At 50.9% G+C, this 17,606-nt stretch carries 14 protein-coding genes; 2 read left to right on the top strand and 12 right to left on the bottom strand.

Annotated elements, in window-relative coordinates; genetic code table 11:
• Positions 1-156 precede the first annotated feature (156 nt).
• From K0335_RS13200 to cof, 4 genes are all read right to left on the bottom strand, one after another.
• On the bottom strand, positions 157-1,938 hold the full coding sequence (locus tag K0335_RS13200) for a SmdB family multidrug efflux ABC transporter permease/ATP-binding protein (RefSeq protein WP_104919330.1): 1,782 nt from the start codon (positions 1,936-1,938) through the stop codon (positions 157-159).
• The gene (locus K0335_RS13195) at positions 1,931-3,703 is read right to left on the bottom strand and encodes a SmdA family multidrug ABC transporter permease/ATP-binding protein (RefSeq protein WP_104919329.1); all 1,773 of its coding nucleotides are present in this window, start codon (positions 3,701-3,703) and stop codon (positions 1,931-1,933) included. The genes K0335_RS13200 and K0335_RS13195 overlap by 8 nt, the downstream gene beginning before the upstream one ends.
• A gap of 29 nt (positions 3,704-3,732) precedes the next feature.
• A complete protein-coding gene (gene decR, locus K0335_RS13190) occupies positions 3,733-4,191 on the bottom strand; it encodes a DNA-binding transcriptional regulator DecR (protein WP_000884589.1) in 459 nt (152 codons plus the stop codon).
• A 152-nt stretch (positions 4,192-4,343) separates the two neighbouring features.
• Positions 4,344-5,162, bottom strand: coding sequence for an HMP-PP phosphatase (gene cof, locus K0335_RS13185; protein WP_002431404.1), 819 nt, complete (start codon positions 5,160-5,162; stop codon positions 4,344-4,346).
• A gap of 99 nt (positions 5,163-5,261) precedes the next feature.
• Between cof and K0335_RS13180 the strand changes: the two genes are divergently transcribed.
• Complete coding sequence (locus K0335_RS13180) at positions 5,262-6,962, top strand: SgrR family transcriptional regulator (protein WP_104919328.1); 1,701 nt, start codon at positions 5,262-5,264, stop codon at positions 6,960-6,962.
• Positions 6,963-7,025: 63 nt separating this feature from the next.
• A complete protein-coding gene (queC, locus tag K0335_RS13175) occupies positions 7,026-7,721 on the top strand; it encodes a 7-cyano-7-deazaguanine synthase QueC (RefSeq protein ID WP_000817222.1) in 696 nt (231 codons plus the stop codon).
• A 51-nt stretch (positions 7,722-7,772) separates the two neighbouring features.
• Here the strand turns inward: queC and fadM are convergent, their stop codons facing one another.
• The 8 genes from fadM to tig all read right to left on the bottom strand — a co-directional run bounded on the left by fadM (position 7,773) and on the right by tig (position 17,451).
• Positions 7,773-8,171, bottom strand: coding sequence for a long-chain acyl-CoA thioesterase FadM (gene fadM, locus K0335_RS13170; RefSeq protein WP_104919326.1), 399 nt, complete (start codon positions 8,169-8,171; stop codon positions 7,773-7,775).
• A 105-nt stretch (positions 8,172-8,276) separates the two neighbouring features.
• Positions 8,277-8,648, bottom strand: coding sequence for a helix-hairpin-helix domain-containing protein (locus tag K0335_RS13165; protein WP_000680297.1), 372 nt, complete (start codon positions 8,646-8,648; stop codon positions 8,277-8,279).
• A gap of 150 nt (positions 8,649-8,798) precedes the next feature.
• Positions 8,799-10,670, bottom strand: a complete 1,872-nt coding sequence (gene ppiD, locus K0335_RS13160) for a peptidylprolyl isomerase (protein WP_000969415.1) — start codon at positions 10,668-10,670, stop codon at positions 8,799-8,801.
• A 191-nt stretch (positions 10,671-10,861) separates the two neighbouring features.
• Positions 10,862-11,134 (bottom strand): nucleoid-associated protein HU-beta, encoded by a 273-nt coding sequence (gene hupB, locus K0335_RS13155; protein ID WP_001043542.1) that lies wholly within the window; start codon positions 11,132-11,134, stop codon positions 10,862-10,864.
• 209 nt (positions 11,135-11,343) lie between these two features.
• The gene (gene lon, locus K0335_RS13150) at positions 11,344-13,698 is read right to left on the bottom strand and encodes an endopeptidase La (protein WP_001067736.1); all 2,355 of its coding nucleotides are present in this window, start codon (positions 13,696-13,698) and stop codon (positions 11,344-11,346) included.
• A 186-nt stretch (positions 13,699-13,884) separates the two neighbouring features.
• The gene (gene clpX, locus K0335_RS13145; protein WP_104919325.1) at positions 13,885-15,159 is read right to left on the bottom strand and encodes an ATP-dependent protease ATP-binding subunit ClpX; all 1,275 of its coding nucleotides are present in this window, start codon (positions 15,157-15,159) and stop codon (positions 13,885-13,887) included.
• A gap of 125 nt (positions 15,160-15,284) precedes the next feature.
• Positions 15,285-15,908: an ATP-dependent Clp endopeptidase proteolytic subunit ClpP gene (gene clpP, locus K0335_RS13140; protein WP_000122253.1), complete on the bottom strand. Its 624-nt coding sequence runs from the start codon at positions 15,906-15,908 to the stop codon at positions 15,285-15,287.
• A gap of 244 nt (positions 15,909-16,152) precedes the next feature.
• Positions 16,153-17,451, bottom strand: coding sequence for a trigger factor (gene tig, locus K0335_RS13135; protein WP_104919324.1), 1,299 nt, complete (start codon positions 17,449-17,451; stop codon positions 16,153-16,155).
• Between the last annotated feature and the right edge of the window lie 155 nt (positions 17,452-17,606).

The raw sequence follows: 17,606 nt of genomic DNA, 5'->3' as shown, positions 1-17,606 counted from the left end.
TAATGGTTCTGCTACACGAATAAGGTATTGCAAGCGGTGTGCCAGAAATGAAAAACGAGAAAGAGAGCAGGAAGTTAAGAAGATTGAAAACAAAAACGCACTATGACAGTGCACAGTGCGTTACATTTTTGCACCAACGATGAAATATTGCGCTATTCAGGCGCTCAATGATTCATCTTCACGCACGCTGGCTGCCAGCTCTTCGCCCGCAAGTTGCAGTTGATACATCTGCCAGTAGCGCCCCTGGGCGGCCAGCAGTTGCTGGTGAGTCCCCTGTTCCACAGCCTGACCACGATGAAGAACCAGAATGGTGTCGGCATCGACAATGGTCGATAAGCGGTGAGCAATCACCACAAGCGTAGTGTGTTCACGCACCGCCGCCAGTGCGTGTTGAATCGCCTGTTCAGTACCGGAGTCAATGCTGGCGGTTGCCTCATCAAGGATCAGGATTTGCGGCGTCTCCACCAGCACGCGCGCCAGTGCCAGCAGTTGCTTTTGCCCAACCGAGAGATTATTCCCCTGCTCGCCTAGCGGCGTATAAATACCATCGCTCATGCTGCGCGCCAACTCCGCCAGTTGCACAGTTTCCAGCGCCTGCCAGACGCGTTCTTCGGCGATATCACGTCCCAGCGTCACGTTGGCGAGGAATGTATCCGCCAGCACTACCGGATCTTGCTGCACCATTGCCACGCCCTGGCGCAGCGCGCTGTGACTTAGCGAACTTAATGGACGACCATCAAGGCGAATATCACCTTCCGTTAGCGGGTAATAGCCCATCAATAAACTGGCGAGGGTACTTTTACCACTGCCGGTATGCCCCACCAGCGCCACAAAGTTGCGCGAAGGCACCGAGAGATTAATGTTCTTCAGTACCAGATTGTCATCGCGATAAGCAAATGACACGTTATCGACTTCAATGTTGCCGCTCTGTAAGGGGCGATCATCATTGCCATATTGCTGGCGCGGTCCGTCCATCAGCTCAAACACGCGCTCACCAGCAACAACAGCCTGTTGAAGCATCGCTTGTTGCGTGGTCAGTTCGATTAAGGGTTCGTTAAGTCGCCCAAGATAGCTGATAAACGCATACAGCACGCCCACTTCAATGGTGCCACTGGCGGAGAAGCCAAACAGCATCAACAAGCCACAAAGAATGAGCGAAGAAAAGAGACTCAGCAGGGGTCGCAGTAAAAAACCATCGAGGCGCAGGGTTTGCATCCTCGCCATATAGTGTGAACGACTGGCCTCCCCCATACGTTCGCCAAATCGCGCCTGCTGACGGAACTGCTGGATGACGCTCATGCCGTTGATGATTTCGTTAAAGCCGTCGTTGATATCCGCCAGATAAGCGCGCACACGGCGGACAATTGGCGTGCTGTAACGCTGGTATATCACCATCACCACCAGCACCACCGGGAAAATCATTATCGCCACCAGCGCCATTCGCCAGTCGAGGCTGAACATTGCCACCAGCATCGCACCCACCAGGGCGGCGCTACGCAGGACCGTTGCCACTACGGTAACGTAGAGATCACGGATCACTTCAGTGTCATTGGTAACACGGGAAATCACCTGCCCGACAGGCTGGGTATCAAACTCGCTTAATGGCTGGCGCAACGCGGCATCCATCACATCCGTGCGCAACTGTTGTACCACGCCAACCGCCGCCCGATTAAACAGCAGCGACTGCGTGTAATGTAGCCCGGCGGCAAACAGTTGTAGCCCAACATACGCCGCAGCCAGCCCGGCAACCACTTTCAACGGCAGGTTATTTTTCGCCACCATATTGTCGATAAAATAGCTGATAAGCAGCGGCCCACTGACTTCCGCCGCCGCCGCAACCCACATCATCAGGACCGCAATCCCCAACGGTTTACGCCACGGCGAACCGTACGCTAACAGGCGCTTGAGAGTCGGCCAGAGTTGGCTAAAACTACGCATCGATGGCCTCCTCGCGAATTTCCGGAGCGTCGTCGAGCGCCGCCTCCAGTTGTTGATAGCGATACATATCGCGATACCAGCCGCTTTGTTGCGCCAGTGCGTCATGATTGCCACGCTGGGCGATATGTCCGTGCTGCATCACAATAATTTCACTGGCTTCCGTCAGTGCAGAAAGGCGATGGGCACTGATGATTACCGTTCTTCCCTGCCCCCACTGGCGCAGGTTATGCAGGATCTGGTGCTCTGTGCGTCCGTCCACCGCCGAAAGCGCATCATCCAGAATAAGGATTTCCGCATTCACCAGTAACGCACGAGCAATGGAAATACGCTGTTTTTGCCCGCCAGAAAGCATCACACCGCGCTCGCCCACCTCTGTATCGTAACCTTGCGGTAGACGCAAAATATCGTCATGTACGCTGGCTAACCGCGCGACATGCTCAATCTCTTGTTGGGTGGCATTCGGGCAACCCAACGCGATGTTATTCGCCACGGTGTCGGAAAAAAGGAATGGCGTCTGGCTGACCACCGCCAGGCGGCTACGCCAGCTATCGAGTTGCAGCTGCGGCAAGGGAATATCATGAAAGCGGATATCTCCCTCACTGACGTCGAAATGACGCTGAATGAGCGACAACAGGGTACTTTTGCCGGAACCAGTCGGCCCGCAAATACCCAGCATCTGACCGGGTTTCAGTGCGAAATTAATGTTTTCCAGCGCAGGATGGTCAGTATGCGGATACGCAAACTGGCGAATATTTACATCCAGTTCGCCACGTCCTTCCGGCACGGGTTCGCTACCATCGATCACCACCGGTGCTTCAGCCAGCATAGCGCGAATACGGCTGTACGCAGCACTACCACGTTCCACAATGTTAAACATCCATGCCAGAGCCAGCATCGGCCAAATCATCAGACCTAAATACATCATAAAACTGGTGAGCTGGCCCAGCGTTAAACTGCCCTGCACCACCATCCAACTACCGCCGCCAATCGCCAGCAAGTTCGCCATACCAATCGCGATATAGATGGTCGGGTCGAAACGAGCATCAATACGCGCCACCCGCATGTTTTTTTTGCCGGTATCTTCGGCATCCGCGGCAAATAACGCCGACTGGCGATCTTCCAGACCAAAGGCTTTGATCATGCGGATACTGGTGAGGCTTTCCTGGGTGCGGTCATTAAGACTGGAAAACGCCGCCTGTGCCAGCTTAAAGCGTTCATGCAAGGCATCGCCGTTGCGCTTAATCATGATCGCCATCACTGGCATAGGTAACAGGGCAAATAAGGTCAACTGCCAGCTAATTTGCGTAGACATCATAATCAACACAGCGCAGCCCATCACCAGTGAATCCACCAGCGTCAGCACCCCTTCTCCGGCGGCAAACACGACCCGATCGACGTCATTGGTCGCACGAGCCATGAGGTCCCCCGTGCGATGACGCAGGTAAAACTCAGGATGCTGCCGGCTTAGCTGACGGTAATAATCTTCACGCAGTTCAACAGCCAGTTGATAAGACGCGCCAAACAGCAATACGCGCCAGACGTAACGCAGGAGATAAACCACAACAGCAATCAGCACCATGGTGGCGATCCACATCAGGATCTGCCCGGTAGTAAAGTGTTGTTCTGTCACGCCATCGACAACAATACCAACCACTTTCGGCGGAACCAGTTGCAGCATCGCGATAATGACAAGCAAGGCAACAGCCCCGAGATAGCGACGCCATTCCCGACGGAAATACCAGCTTAATTGAGCAAATAATCGCACGCGTAGTGTCCTGACCTGATTCTGGATATTTATTCGATGGGTAAAGAAGTGGTGTATTTAATCTGTTCCATCGCGAAGCTGGAAGTGACGTCCGACAGCCCCGGCACGCTGTTTACCAGACGCTTATAAAACTCGTCGTAGCGTTTCATGTCGGCAACCTGGACGCGCATCAGATAATCGTATTCACCGGCCATGCGCCAGAACCCCAGCACTTCTGGCATTTCAGTAACCACCGTCACAAAGCGGCAATACCATTCGCTGCTGTGATGTTGCGTTTTTATCAGTACAAAGGCGGTCAGACCGAGGCCAATTTTTTCCGGGTCCAACAGGGCGACTTTGCCGATAAGGATACCGTCATCCTCCAACCGTTTCAGTCGCTTCCAGCAAGGCGTGGTTGTCAGATTAACGGCTTCAGCCAATGCCTGCAAAGAGAGGGTGCAATCCTGCTGTAGTAAGGCCAGCAGCTTACGGTCAATTTTATCTAACATAACCCTTCCACAGAGAATTTTTTTCTCTTTTAATTCTATTTTAAAGGTGAAATCGCGACAATTTATTCTGTGCGGTTTAAACATCACGGCACAAAATGACAAATTCAACGCAAAAAAAACCGGGCAATTGCCCGGTGCTGGAAGGGATCTCGTTATTCGGGGGAATAAGGTAGATGTGGATTGTCCAGCCAGTGTGTCAAATAGTGAGAGACAGCCTGATTTCGGCAGTGTCCTATCACCGGTAAATGCGGGAGTTCCGCGCGCAGTTGCGGCATCGCATTGCCCATAATAAAGCCGCTACCGACGCTGCCTAACATTTCGCGATCGTTCATCGCATCACCAAAGGCCATGCAATCGCGCAACGATAAACCTAAATGTTGGGTCAGCACCGTCAATGCAGCGCCTTTATTGCAGCCCACCGGCAGCACTTCGAGGCAATCCGTGGCGGAAAAACATAAATGTGCACGCTCGCCTAATGCTTCGTGTAGCTGGATCTGCAAGCGTGTAAGATCGTCATGATCGCCACAGAAGCAGATCTTGGTGACGCGATCGAGTGGCATTTTTTTGACATCGATTATCTGATAACGAAAACCGCTATAGACAAATGCCTGCAACAACGCAGGGATCTCTTTCCCGGTAAACCAACCATCGTCATTGAAGATATGCATGCTTGCTCGGGTATCCCATTGCTGATACAGCACCAGCTCCGCGACATCCGCAGGTAAATCATCACGATGTAAAAGTTCACCTTCCAGAGAATGCACGCGCGTTCCGTTGCCGGTAATCAAATATGCATCCAGCGATAGCGCCCCGAGAATATGCTGCATCTCCAGCGCATGACGCCCCGTGGCAAAAGTGAGGGTAATGTCGCGTTCACGCAGTCGCGCCAAAGTGGAGAGGGTTTTCTCACCTAAATGATGGTCAGGCATCAATAAAGTGCCATCCATATCAAATGCTGCCAGACGAGCCATTTCTTTCTCCACTCTGTGACACGGTTAATAGTGATTGAGTATCACCTGATATATACGGAAGTAATAGTGAATAGTTAAATAATATTGTTCCGGGTTTATATGCGACTGCTTAACCGTCTTAACCAGTATCAACGACTATGGCAACCTTCCGCCGGAAAGCCGCAATCTGTCACTATTGGCGAACTGGCTGAACGCTGTTTTTGCAGCGAACGCCATGTTCGTACGCTGTTACGTCAGGCACAGGAGGTGGGATGGCTGGAGTGGCAGGCGCAGTCAGGACGCGGAAAGCGCGGGCAACTACGCTTTCTGGTCACGCCGGAATCGCTACGCTATGCGATGATGGAACAAGCACTGGAAACCGGAAAGCAGCAAGATGTGCTGGAACTGGCGCAACTGGCCCCAGGTGAGCTGCGCACTCTGTTACAGCCGTTTATGGGCGGGCAATGGCAAAACGATACGCCTACGTTGCGTATTCCCTACTATCGCCCGCTCGAACCGTTACAACCGGGCTTTTTGCCCGGCCGTGCCGAGCAGCATCTCGCCGGGCAAATATTTTCCGGCCTGACCCGCTTCGATAATAATACCCAGAGCCCGATTGGCGATTTAGCGCATCACTGGGAAACCTCTGCTGACGGGTTACGCTGGGACTTTTATCTTCGCTCAACCCTACACTGGCATAACGGCGATGTAGTAAAAGCCACACACTTACACCAGCGGTTATTGATGCTGTTACAGCTGCCGGCACTGCATCAATTATTTATTAGCGTGAAGCGTATTGAAGTCACCCATCCGCAGTGTCTGACCTTCTTTTTACATCGCCCCGATTACTGGCTTGCACACCGACTGGCGAGCTATTGCAGCCATCTTGCGCATCCACAATTCCAACAGATCGGCACAGGCCCTTTTCGCTTAACACAATTCACAGCGGAACTGGTGCGACTCGAAAGCCATGATTATTACCATTTATGTCATCCGCTGCTTAAAGCGGTTGAGTACTGGATAGCTCCGCCGCTTTTTGAAAATGATTTGGGAACCAGTTGCCAGCATCCCGTGCAAATAACCATCGGCAAGCCTGAGGAGTTAACACAGGTTAGCCAGGTCAGTAGCGGCATCAGTTTAGGTTTTTGCTATTTAACGTTGCGCAAAAGCCCCCGACTGTCCCTCTGGCAGGCGCGAAAAGTGATCTCCATTATTCATCAATCCGGTTTATTACAAACGTTAGAAGTCGGAGAAAACCTGATCACCGCCAGTCATGCATTACTGCCAGGCTGGACGATTCCGCAATGGCAAGTACCGGATGACGTCAAACTACCAGAAACCTTGACGCTGGTTTATCACCTACCGATAGAACTTCATACCATGGCAGAACGCCTACAGGCGACACTGGCCGCGGAAGGCTGTGAACTTACAATTATTTTTCATAACGCAAAAAACTGGGACGACACGACCCTACTGGCACACGCAGACCTCATGATGGGCGACAGGTTAATTGGCGAAGCACCGGAATATACCCTGGAGCAATGGCTGCGTTGCGATCCACTGTGGCCACATGTTTTCGACGCTCCAGCATATGCACATTTGCAATCGACACTGGACGCTGTGCAAGTAATGCCTGATGAGGAAAACCGATTTAATGCCCTGAAAACGGTCTTTAGCCAGTTAATGGCAGACGCGACGCTGACGCCGCTGTTCAACTATCACTATCGCATTAGCGCCCCTCCCGGCGTGAACGGTGTGCGACTGACTCCGCGCGGTTGGTTTGAATTTACCGAAGCCTGGCTTCCCGCACCATCACAATAAAGAATGGTCGGTACAAACCGCAGGCGTTACCATAACGCTTTTATTGTTCAAGCAGGATTATCTATGAAACGTGCTGTCGTTGTGTTCAGTGGAGGCCAGGATTCCACCACCTGTCTGGTGCAGGCATTACAACAATATGATGAAGTCCATTGCGTGACGTTCGATTACGGTCAGCGACATCGCGCAGAAATCGACGTGGCACGCGAACTGGCGCTGAAACTGGGCGCTCGTGCACATAAAGTGCTGGATGTAACGCTGCTCAACGAACTGGCGGTCAGCAGCCTGACACGTGACAGCATTCCAGTGCCAGATTATGAACCTGAAGCCGATGGCATCCCGAATACGTTTGTCCCAGGACGTAATATTTTATTCCTGACGCTGGCGGCAATATATGCGTATCAGGTAAAAGCAGAAGCCGTAATTACCGGCGTCTGCGAAACGGATTTCTCCGGTTACCCGGATTGCCGCGATGAGTTTGTGAAAGCACTAAACCATGCCGTCAGTTTAGGCATGGCGAAAGATATTCGTTTTGAAACGCCGCTGATGTGGATTGATAAAGCGGAAACCTGGGCGCTGGCGGATTATTACGGCAAGCTGGATTTAGTCCGTAACGAAACGTTGACCTGCTATAACGGCATTAAAGGCGACGGTTGCGGTCATTGTGCGGCGTGTAATTTGCGCGCCAACGGTTTGCATCATTATCTGGCCGACAAACCAACAGTGATGGCGGCAATGAAGCAGAAAACCGGATTGAAGTAATTATTCCGGGTGTCGCCGGATGCGGCTTGAGCATCCGGCACAACAAAACGTTTATCTCACCATCTGCTCAAGCTTTTCACGTAGTTCCCCTTCCAGCGCTAATGCTTTCTGCGTTTTAAGATCAACACAAACAAACGTGATAAGCGCATCCACCACCACCTGTCCTTCTGGCTCAAGAGTAATAACCTGACTTAAAATACCGCTTTTACCGTTTAATTGCTGCAACTGACTGGTAATGGTTAACAGGTCGCTTAATACCGCCGGGCGACGATAGTTAATATTGATATTGACCACGACGAAGGCGATGTTATGGGCCGTCATCCACTGAAAACTGTCGCTATTTTCTAACCCATCCCAGCGGGCTTCTTCGAGAAACTCAAGGTAGCGGGCGTTGTTTACGTGCTGGTAAACGTCGAGATGATATCCACGAACTTTGATTTGTGTTTGCATAGCGCAATAACCTTACGTTGTTGTTATAAGAACTGTTATAAGTGCAGAGGTCATAACTGGTATGACCTCTTCAGTCTGGCAAAAATTTGCCACTATGCAAATTAATTACAGGGTTAATACCGCCAGATTACGTTCCACCAGCGAATTGCCCATCCCCGGCACCTGCTTGAGATCCTCCACCGTTTTAAACGGACCGTACTCTTCGCGATAACTGACAATCGCCTGCGCCTTCTTCAGGCCAACGCCATTCATCGCGCGGGCTAACTCTTCCGCGCTGGCATTATTAATGCTGACCCGGGTACCTTCTTCGTCACTGGCTTTAGTCGGTACTGCTGCTTTACTTTGTGCTGCAGGAGCTTCCGCTTTGGTTTCTACCGTTGTCGGTTTCGCCGCAGGAGCTGCCGCCAGCGCGCTATGAGACATTCCGGCACAGGCCAAGGACAGGGTAATGAGCAGTGCTTTAATTCCGTGTTTCATACTGTTTTCTCCTTGTTTGTTAACAGTGGAATCACCTTAACGGCAGTGAAAACAGGAAACAAATGGCAATGTTCAGAAATGGAAAAGGCCGCGAAAGCGACCTTTTCTTGTTACAGCTGCAAAGCATTTTTTTGCGAGGCGGCTTCAGGATTATTGCTGTTCCAGCGCATCGCCAATTTTGATTTTTGCTTCTTTACGCAGGTTGCTCATCAGCGCTTCAAAAACAATCTGAGCATTATTCTGGGTGATCCCCTGAACCAATGCTTGTTTTTGTGCTTCTGGCATCGTACCGGCTTTCACTTCATCCAGTGCCAGCAATACCACATTACCCTGCGTATTGGTTGCCATACCGTAGCTCGGCTTGTCTTTCTCCGGCAAACCTAAGGCAAACGCAGCCAGGCTAACCGGGTCCTGACCAGAACGGCTTAAGGTTTTCTGTTCGCCAAATTGCAGCCCAGCAGCCCGCATAGCATCTACACCTTTACCTGCTTTCAACTCAACCAGTAGTTTTTCGGCTTCCAGTTTCGCTTGCTGTTCAGCTTTATCGTGCTGTACCAGCGCCTTAACCTGATCTTTCACCTCAGAAAGCGGTTTAATCGCTTCTGCTTTATGTTCGCTAACGCGAAGCACAAAGGCACGATCGCCATCAACAGTGATGATATCTGAGTTGCTACCAGGAGTGCCGTTTTCTCCGACCAGGCTACCGCTAAAGATAGCGTCTGCAACAGGTTTGAAATTCAGTTCTTCCGGCAGATTCTGTTGGCTAAACCAGCCAGTTTCTTTTGCCTTCACTCCAGCCGCCTGCTCAGCACCCGCCAGGGATTCAGTATCGTTGCTGGCGGCATCGCTAACTTTCTGTTGCAATGCGTAATAAGCATCCAGCGCTTTTTCGTGCTTCACTTTCGCTGCGATGTCATCACGAACTTCGGCTAACGTTTTTACTTTGGCCGGTTGAACGTCATCCAGACGTACCACCAGGAAGCCTACGGAAGATTTAATCACCCCAGATAACTGGCCTTTATCTTTCAGCCCGGCGTCTTTCAGCTCTTGCGGCGTGGTGCTATCTTCCAGCCACCCCAGATCACCGCCATTACGTGCGGAGATGATATCGGCTGATTTCTCTTTCGCCAGCTCAGCAAAATCACCACCATTATTGAGCGCATCTAACACGGCTTTAGCTTCATTTTCAGTTTTGGTCTGGATGATGCTATAGCGAACACGCTGTGGCTGAGTGAATTGATCCTGATGCTGGTCGTAATAAGCCTGGATATCTGCATCGCTAACCGGTTGCTGTATGTTTGCCGCATCCAGCATGATGTAGCTAACGCGGAATTGCTCCGGTGTCACGAAGTTGTTTTTATGCTGATCATAGTAGCTGGTGATTTCTGCATCACTCACCTGCTGTTTTTCAGCTTTCGCATTAACGTCTATGGTTGCTTCACGAACCACGCGTTGCTGAGACACCAGAGCTGCCAGTTCGTCAGTTTCGCCTTTCAGCATGAAATCTGTTCCAGCAATCCCGTTAATCAACTGTTGTGTGGTCAGCTGGTTACGTAGCGCCTGTGCGTATTGATCAGCACTCATTCCCATCTGATTAAGAATGGCATTGTAGCGACTGTTATCAAACTTACCGTCAACCTGGAAGGCTGGGGTGGCAAAGATCGCCTGTTTGACTTGCTCGTCACTGATTCCCAGTTTCAGGTCGCGGGAGTATTGATCTAACAGAGCCTCATCAATCAGACGATTCAGCACCTGCTGGCGCAACGTCTTCATGTAGCCTTCGTTAGCTGCCAGCTCCGAGTATTGATCGCCCAGTTGCTGCTGCATTCGATTACGTTCGCTGTTGAACGCGTTTTCGAATTGCCCACGGCTGATTTCCTGGCCATTCACTTTTGCGGCGTAGTTGTTGCCTCCGCCAATCAGGTAACCACTCACGCCGGTCAAAATGAACGACACGATAATGATACCGAAAATAATCTTGAGCACGAGACTGTTTGCAGCCGTGCGTAAGCTGTCCATCATGGTGTAACAACACTCCGCTGTAGGTGACTTGTATACCTCACGCAACGTATCGCTGCGCGCAAAGGCCTATTGTGACAAGAAACAGGGGTAATTGTCAGCCCACAAGCGGTATAAAGTCCCGAATCACAAATAAAAAAGGCACATCAGTTGATGCGCCCTTGTACTAAATCACATCCCCGTGGGGATCACTCTTAGTTTACCGCGTCTTTCAGTGCTTTACCCGCACGGAAGCTCGGTACTTTAGCAGCAGCGATGGTGATCTCTTTACCGGTTTGCGGGTTGCGACCAGTACGGGCAGCACGCTCTTTAACAGCAAAAGTACCAAAACCTACCAGCGCTACGTCATCCCCTTCTTTCAGAGATTCAGTAACGGAAGCAATAATCGCGTCTAAAGCACGTCCAGCAGCTGCTTTAGAGATATCAGCCCCTGCAGCAATCTTGTCGATCAGTTGAGATTTATTCACTCTTCTCTTCCTCTTATATAATGAAAAACGTACCAGAATCCTTCAAAGTGCAACCGCGCAGCAGTTATATCAGGCCTGACATGCCCTTACAACACCTGTTAATAGCGACAGGTCTGAATAAGCGTTTAAATTAGCGGTACAAAAAAAGGCTGGCAAGTGCCAATTGGCATGCCAGCCCTGTTTTTATTAGTGCATTTTGCGCGAGGTCACTATTTTGCGCTTACAACCTGCATTCCGGACGGTTCATTTTGCAGCGCAAGACTCAGAACTTCCTCAATGCGCTTCACAGGATGAATATCCAGATCAGCAATCACGTTGTCAGGAATCTCTTCCAGATCACGTTTATTTTCGTAAGGAATTAACACCGTTTTAATGCCACCACGATGCGCCGCCAGCAGTTTTTCTTTCAAACCACCGATAGGCAGTACCTGACCACGCAGAGTGATCTCGCCGGTCATTGCCACATCGGCACGAACCGGGTTACCGGTCAGGCAAGAAACCAGCGCGGTGCACATAGCAATACCGGCACTCGGACCATCTTTTGGCGTCGCACCTTCCGGTACGTGGACGTGGATGTCGCGTTTTTCGTAAAAATCAGGGTTGATCCCCAGTTTTTCCGCACGCGCACGAACCACCGTTAACGCCGCCTGAATGGACTCTTGCATTACTTCGCCGAGCGAACCGGTATAGGTCAGTTTGCCTTTACCCGGAACGCACGCGGTTTCAATGGTCAGCAAGTCACCGCCCACTTCCGTCCACGCCAGACCAGTTACCTGACCGACACGGTTTTCGTTATCCGCGCGACCATAGTCGAAACGCTGAACACCGAGATAGTCGTGCAGGTTATCGCCGTTAATTTCGATATGTTTTAAAGACTTATCGAGCAACAACTGCTTAACCGCTTTACGGCACAGTTTGGAGATTTCACGCTCCAGACCACGCACGCCCGCCTCACGGGTGTAGTAACGAATAATGCCGATAATGGCGCTATCGTCGACGGTCAGTTCACCTTTTTTCAGCGCATTACGTTCAATCTGCTTCGGCAGCAGGTGACGTTTGGCGATGTTCAGTTTTTCATCTTCGGTATAACCGGAGAGGCGAATCACTTCCATACGATCCAGCAGTGGTGCCGGAATGTTCATGGAGTTCGACGTCGCGACAAACATCACGTCGCTAAGGTCGTAATCCACTTCCAGGTAGTGGTCGCTGAACGCTACGTTCTGCTCTGGATCCAGCACTTCAAGCAGTGCGGAGGCCGGATCGCCTCGCATGTCAGAAGACATTTTGTCGATCTCATCGAGCAGGAACAGCGGGTTTTTCACGCCCACTTTCGCCATTTTCTGGATCAATTTACCCGGCATAGAACCGATGTAAGTACGGCGGTGACCACGGATTTCCGCTTCATCACGCACGCCACCCAGCGCCATACGGACATATTTACGCCCGGTGGCTTTGGCGATGGACTGACCCAGGGAGGTTTTACCTACCCCCGGCGGCCCTACCAGGCAGAGGATCGGTCCCTTGATTTTGTTGACGCGGCTTTGAACCGCAAGATACTCAAGGATGCGATCTTTCACGCGCTCCAGACCATAATGGTCGGTATCAAGGATTTCCTGCGCCTGACGCAGGTCTTTTTTGACCTTGCTACGCGCATTCCACGGCACCTGTACCATCCAGTCGATATAACCACGCACTACGGTCGCTTCTGCCGACATCGGAGACATCATTTTCAGCTTCTGCAGCTCTGCTTCCGCTTTCTCTTTTGCCTCTTTCGGCATTTTCGCCGCGTCGATTTTGCGCTTCAGGGCTTCGTTTTCGTCCGGCGCGTCGTCCATTTCGCCGAGTTCTTTCTGAATAGCTTTCATTTGCTCGTTCAGATAGTACTCACGCTGGGATTTCTCCATCTGCTTTTTAACCCGGTTGCGAATGCGTTTCTCAACCTGCAGCAGATCGATTTCCGATTCCATCATTGCCATCAGATATTCCAGACGTTCGTTAACGTCGGACATCTCAAGCACGGACTGTTTGTCAGCCAGTTTCAGCGGCATATGCGCAGCAATGGTATCCGCCAGACGCGCCGGATCGTCGATGCTATTTAGCGACGTCAGTACTTCTGGTGGGATTTTTTTGTTCAGCTTGATGTAGCCTTCGAACTGGCTGATTGCAGTACGCACCAGCACTTCCTGTTCGCGCTCATCAATCGTTGGTGAATCGAGATATTCAGCTTTTGCAGAAAAATGCTCGCCGTTATCAGAAAGCGCAGAAATACGCGCACGCTGTAACCCCTCGACCAGCACTTTGACGGTGCCGTCTGGCAGTTTCAGCATCTGCAATATCGAGGCCACGGTACCGACAGTGAACATATCGTTAACACCCGGCTCATCCGTTGATGCTTCTTTCTGGGCGACCAGCATAATTTTCTTATCATGGTCCATAGCCGCTTCCAGACAACGGATAGATTTTTCCCGCCCTACAAATAAGGGTATGACCATGTGCGGATAAACCACCACATCGCGCAGCGGCAATACGGGGATTTCAATGCGTTCAGAACGCTCAGGATTCATAGAGCTCTCTCTTAGTTTAGTGTCCGCCAGGTAAACAGATGGCACGACTGTGCTTCATGTCATCTTTTAACATGTGTGTCAGTATATGGGGATGTTTCCCCCACATTCAACGCCGGGAATAGCGGAAAAATAAAAGGGGAGATGTATTCCCCCCTTTTTGATAAACCAACGTTATGGATTGGTGAATTATTCGCCAGATGCCTGCTGTGCTTCTGGTTTACCATAAATCAGCAGAGGCTTACTTTGGCCTTCAATGACTGACTCATCGATAACCACTTTTTCCACATCTTCCATCGACGGCAGATCGTACATGGTATCCAGCAATGCAGCTTCTACGATTGAACGCAGACCGCGGGCACCGGTTTTACGCGCCATCGCTTTCTTAGCGATAGCATCCAGTGCCTCGTCACGGAATTCCAGATCCACGCCTTCCAGATTAAACAGCGCCTGATACTGCTTGGTCAGGGCGTTTTTCGGTTCTTTGAGGATCTGAATCAGAGCTTCTTCGCTCAGCTCATTCAGCGTTGCTACAACCGGCAGACGACCGATAAACTCAGGGATCAAACCAAATTTGATCAGATCTTCCGGCTCAACCTGCGCCAGCAGTTCACCTTCACTTGCTTTGTCAGACTTCGCTTTTACCGTTGCGCCAAAACCAATACCGGAGCCAGTTTCAACACGATGAGAAATCACTTTATCCAGACCGGCAAACGCACCGCCACAGATAAACAGGATCTTGGAGGTATCAACCTGCAAGAATTCCTGCTGCGGATGTTTACGCCCACCTTGCGGAGGAACGGCAGCAACAGTACCTTCGATCAGTTTCAACAGTGCCTGCTGTACGCCTTCACCGGAAACGTCTCGGGTAATGGACGGGTTGTCAGACTTACGAGAAATCTTGTCGATTTCATCGATGTAGACAATACCGCGCTGTGCTTTCTGTACGTCGTAATCGCATTTCTGCAACAGCTTCTGAATGATGTTTTCAACGTCTTCGCCCACATAACCGGCTTCGGTCAGCGTGGTTGCGTCGGCCATGGTGAACGGGACATCCAGCAGACGTGCCAGCGTTTCTGCCAACAGCGTTTTACCGGAACCGGTCGGACCGATCAGCAGAATGTTACTTTTGCCCAACTCGACGCCATTGCTGGTATCGCCGTTGCGCAGACGTTTGTAGTGGTTGTATACCGCGACCGCCAGCACTTTTTTCGCCTGTTCCTGACCGATAACGTAATCGTCCAGGTGCTGGCGAATTTCATGCGGCGTCGGTAGCGCACTGCGTTCACGATGCGGTGCAACTTCTTTAATCTCTTCGCGAATGATGTCATTACATAAATCGACACATTCGTCGCAGATATACACGGATGGACCGGCAATCAGCTTGCGCACTTCATGCTGGCTTTTGCCGCAAAAAGAGCAGTACAACAGTTTGCCTGAGCCATCTTTGCGTTTATCTGTCATGGGTCAAAACCTCTTCTTTGTTCTTTGTGCCGCACACGACGACGCAAATGCCATTCTCAGGCGCAAGCCGCTTACAGCGTTGTGCCGCCCAGGATAAGTATAGCGGTACAGTTGCGCCTGTGGCATCAATTACGATGGGTCAGAATCGAGTCGACAAGGCCGTATTCCACTGCCTCAGGAGCAGAGAGGAAACGATCGCGCTCAGTATCACGTTCAATCTGTTCTAATGATTGACCCGTATGAAGCGCCATAAGTTCATTCATACGCCCTTTAACTTTCAGAATTTCACGGGCATGAATTTCGATATCGGTCGCCTGGCCCTGGTAGCCGCCCAGCGGTTGGTGAATCATCACGCGCGAATTCGGCAAGCAGAAACGTTTACCTTTTGCCCCTGCAGTCAGCAGGAACGCGCCCATAGAGGCCGCCTGGCCCATACAGATAGTGCTGACGTCCGGTTTAATGAACTGCATGGTGTCATAAATAGACATCCCGGCAGTGATTACGCCGCCAGGGGAGTTAATGTACAGATAGATATCTTTTTCCGGATTTTCCGCTTCCAGGAACAGCATCTGCGCCACAATCAGGTTTGCCATGTGGTCTTCAACCTGGCCGGTCAGAAAAATGACGCGTTCCTTAAGTAGACGAGAGTAGATATCAAAAGAGCGCTCGCCGCGTGAGGTCTGTTCAATGACCATCGGCACCAGCGCCATATGGGGTGCAAAGTTATCTCGTTCGCCGCTGTATGACATTTCCGTCTCCTGGATAAAATTGAAAAAACCTGCTGTACCGATTGTAACCTTATGGACGGATTATCAGCTAGTCCCTCTGTTATGGGTACGGCATCGCCATAATTCAAGCATAACAATCTTTTGTTGTTACGCTAACCCCGAAAAGCGGTTTTCGCGCACATCCATGCAAAATTCATGACAAAAAAAAGCCCACCACCTGGAGGTGACGGGCCTTCGTGCGTAGTGCGCCTAACGGCTGCGCAGATTACGCCTGCTGGTTCATCAGCTCGTTGAAAGTGGTTTCTTTTTCAGTCACTTTCGCTTTAGCCAGAACAGCTTCAACAGCTTGTTCTTCCAGTGCGACGTTACGCATGTTGTCCATCAGCTCTTTGTTTTTGCTGTAGAACTCGATGACTTCTTTCGGATCTTCATACGCAGAAGCCATTTCTTCGATCAGGCCTTTCACACGCTCTTCGTCAGCTTTCAGCTCGTTGGTGCGGATTACTTCGCCCAGCAGCAGGCCAACAACTACGCGGCGTTTAGCTTGTTCTTCGAACAGTTCACGCGGCAGTTCCAGAGCTTGTTTCTCGTTGCCGCCGAAACGCTGTGCAGCCTGGCGACGCAGAACGTCGATTTCGCTGTCGATCAGCGCAGCTGGTACGTCGATGTCGTTAGCTTTCACCAGGCCTTCGATCGCCTGAGATTTAACACGGTTACGTACGGCGCCTTTCAGCTCGCGTTCCATGTTTTTACGTACTTCAGCACGCAGACCTTCAACAGAACCATCTTCAACGCCGAAACGTTTGATGAATTCTTCGGTCAGTTCCGGCAGTTCACGCTCTTCAACTTTTTTCAGGTTGATAGCGAATTTCGCCGCTTTACCTTTCAGGTTTTCAGCGTGGTAGTCTTCCGGGAAGGTCACGTCGATGGTGAACTCTTCGCCAGCTTTGTGACCTTTGATACCGTCTTCAAAGCCTGGGATCATGCGACCCTGACCCATCGCCAGTACGAAATCAGACGCTTTACCGCCTTCGAATTCTTCGCCGTCTACAGAACCGGTGAAATCGATGGTAACGCGGTCTTCTGCATCAGCAGCGCCATCTTTCTCTTTCCAGGTAGCCTGCTGTTTACGCAGAGTATCCAGCATCATGTCTACATCAGCGTCAGTCACTTCAACAATCGGTTTTTCAACTTCGATCGTTTCCAGGTCTTTCAGCTCAATTTCCGGATAAACTTCAAACTCTACAGCGTAGGTGAAGTCTTCACCTGGTTTGTATTCGCCCGGAACGTAGTTCGGTGCGCCAGCCGGATTGATTTTTTCTTTGATGATCGCATCGACGAAGTGACGGCTCATCAGATCGCCCAGAACGTCCTGGCGTACAGACGCACCATAACGCTGAGCAACAATATTCATCGGTACTTTGCCTTTGCGGAAGCCGTCAATACGCACTTTCTTCGCTACGTTGACCAGCTCGCTTTTAACAGCGGTCTCGATGCTGTCAGCAGCGATTGTAATCGTTACACGGCGGCCAAGGCCTTGAGTGGTTTCAACTGAAACTTGCATCTTGTTACCTCAAAAAATCACAGTGCTCGGTCAACTCTACCCCGCAAGCACAGGTAGTTGGCTTCGCGGAACCGGGATGTTCTCGTAAACAATCACATTCCCTGTCGCCAGAATCATCCCGAAACATTCAAATAAGACGCGGCATTATAGCGGCA

Origin of the sequence: Escherichia sp. GZ89 (assembly GCF_019366485.1) — a bacterium.
Lineage (GTDB): Bacteria > Pseudomonadota > Gammaproteobacteria > Enterobacterales > Enterobacteriaceae > Escherichia > Escherichia fergusonii.
The sequence above is the reverse complement of the archived record's forward strand: the minus strand, read 5'-3'. Positions and strand labels throughout refer to the sequence as shown.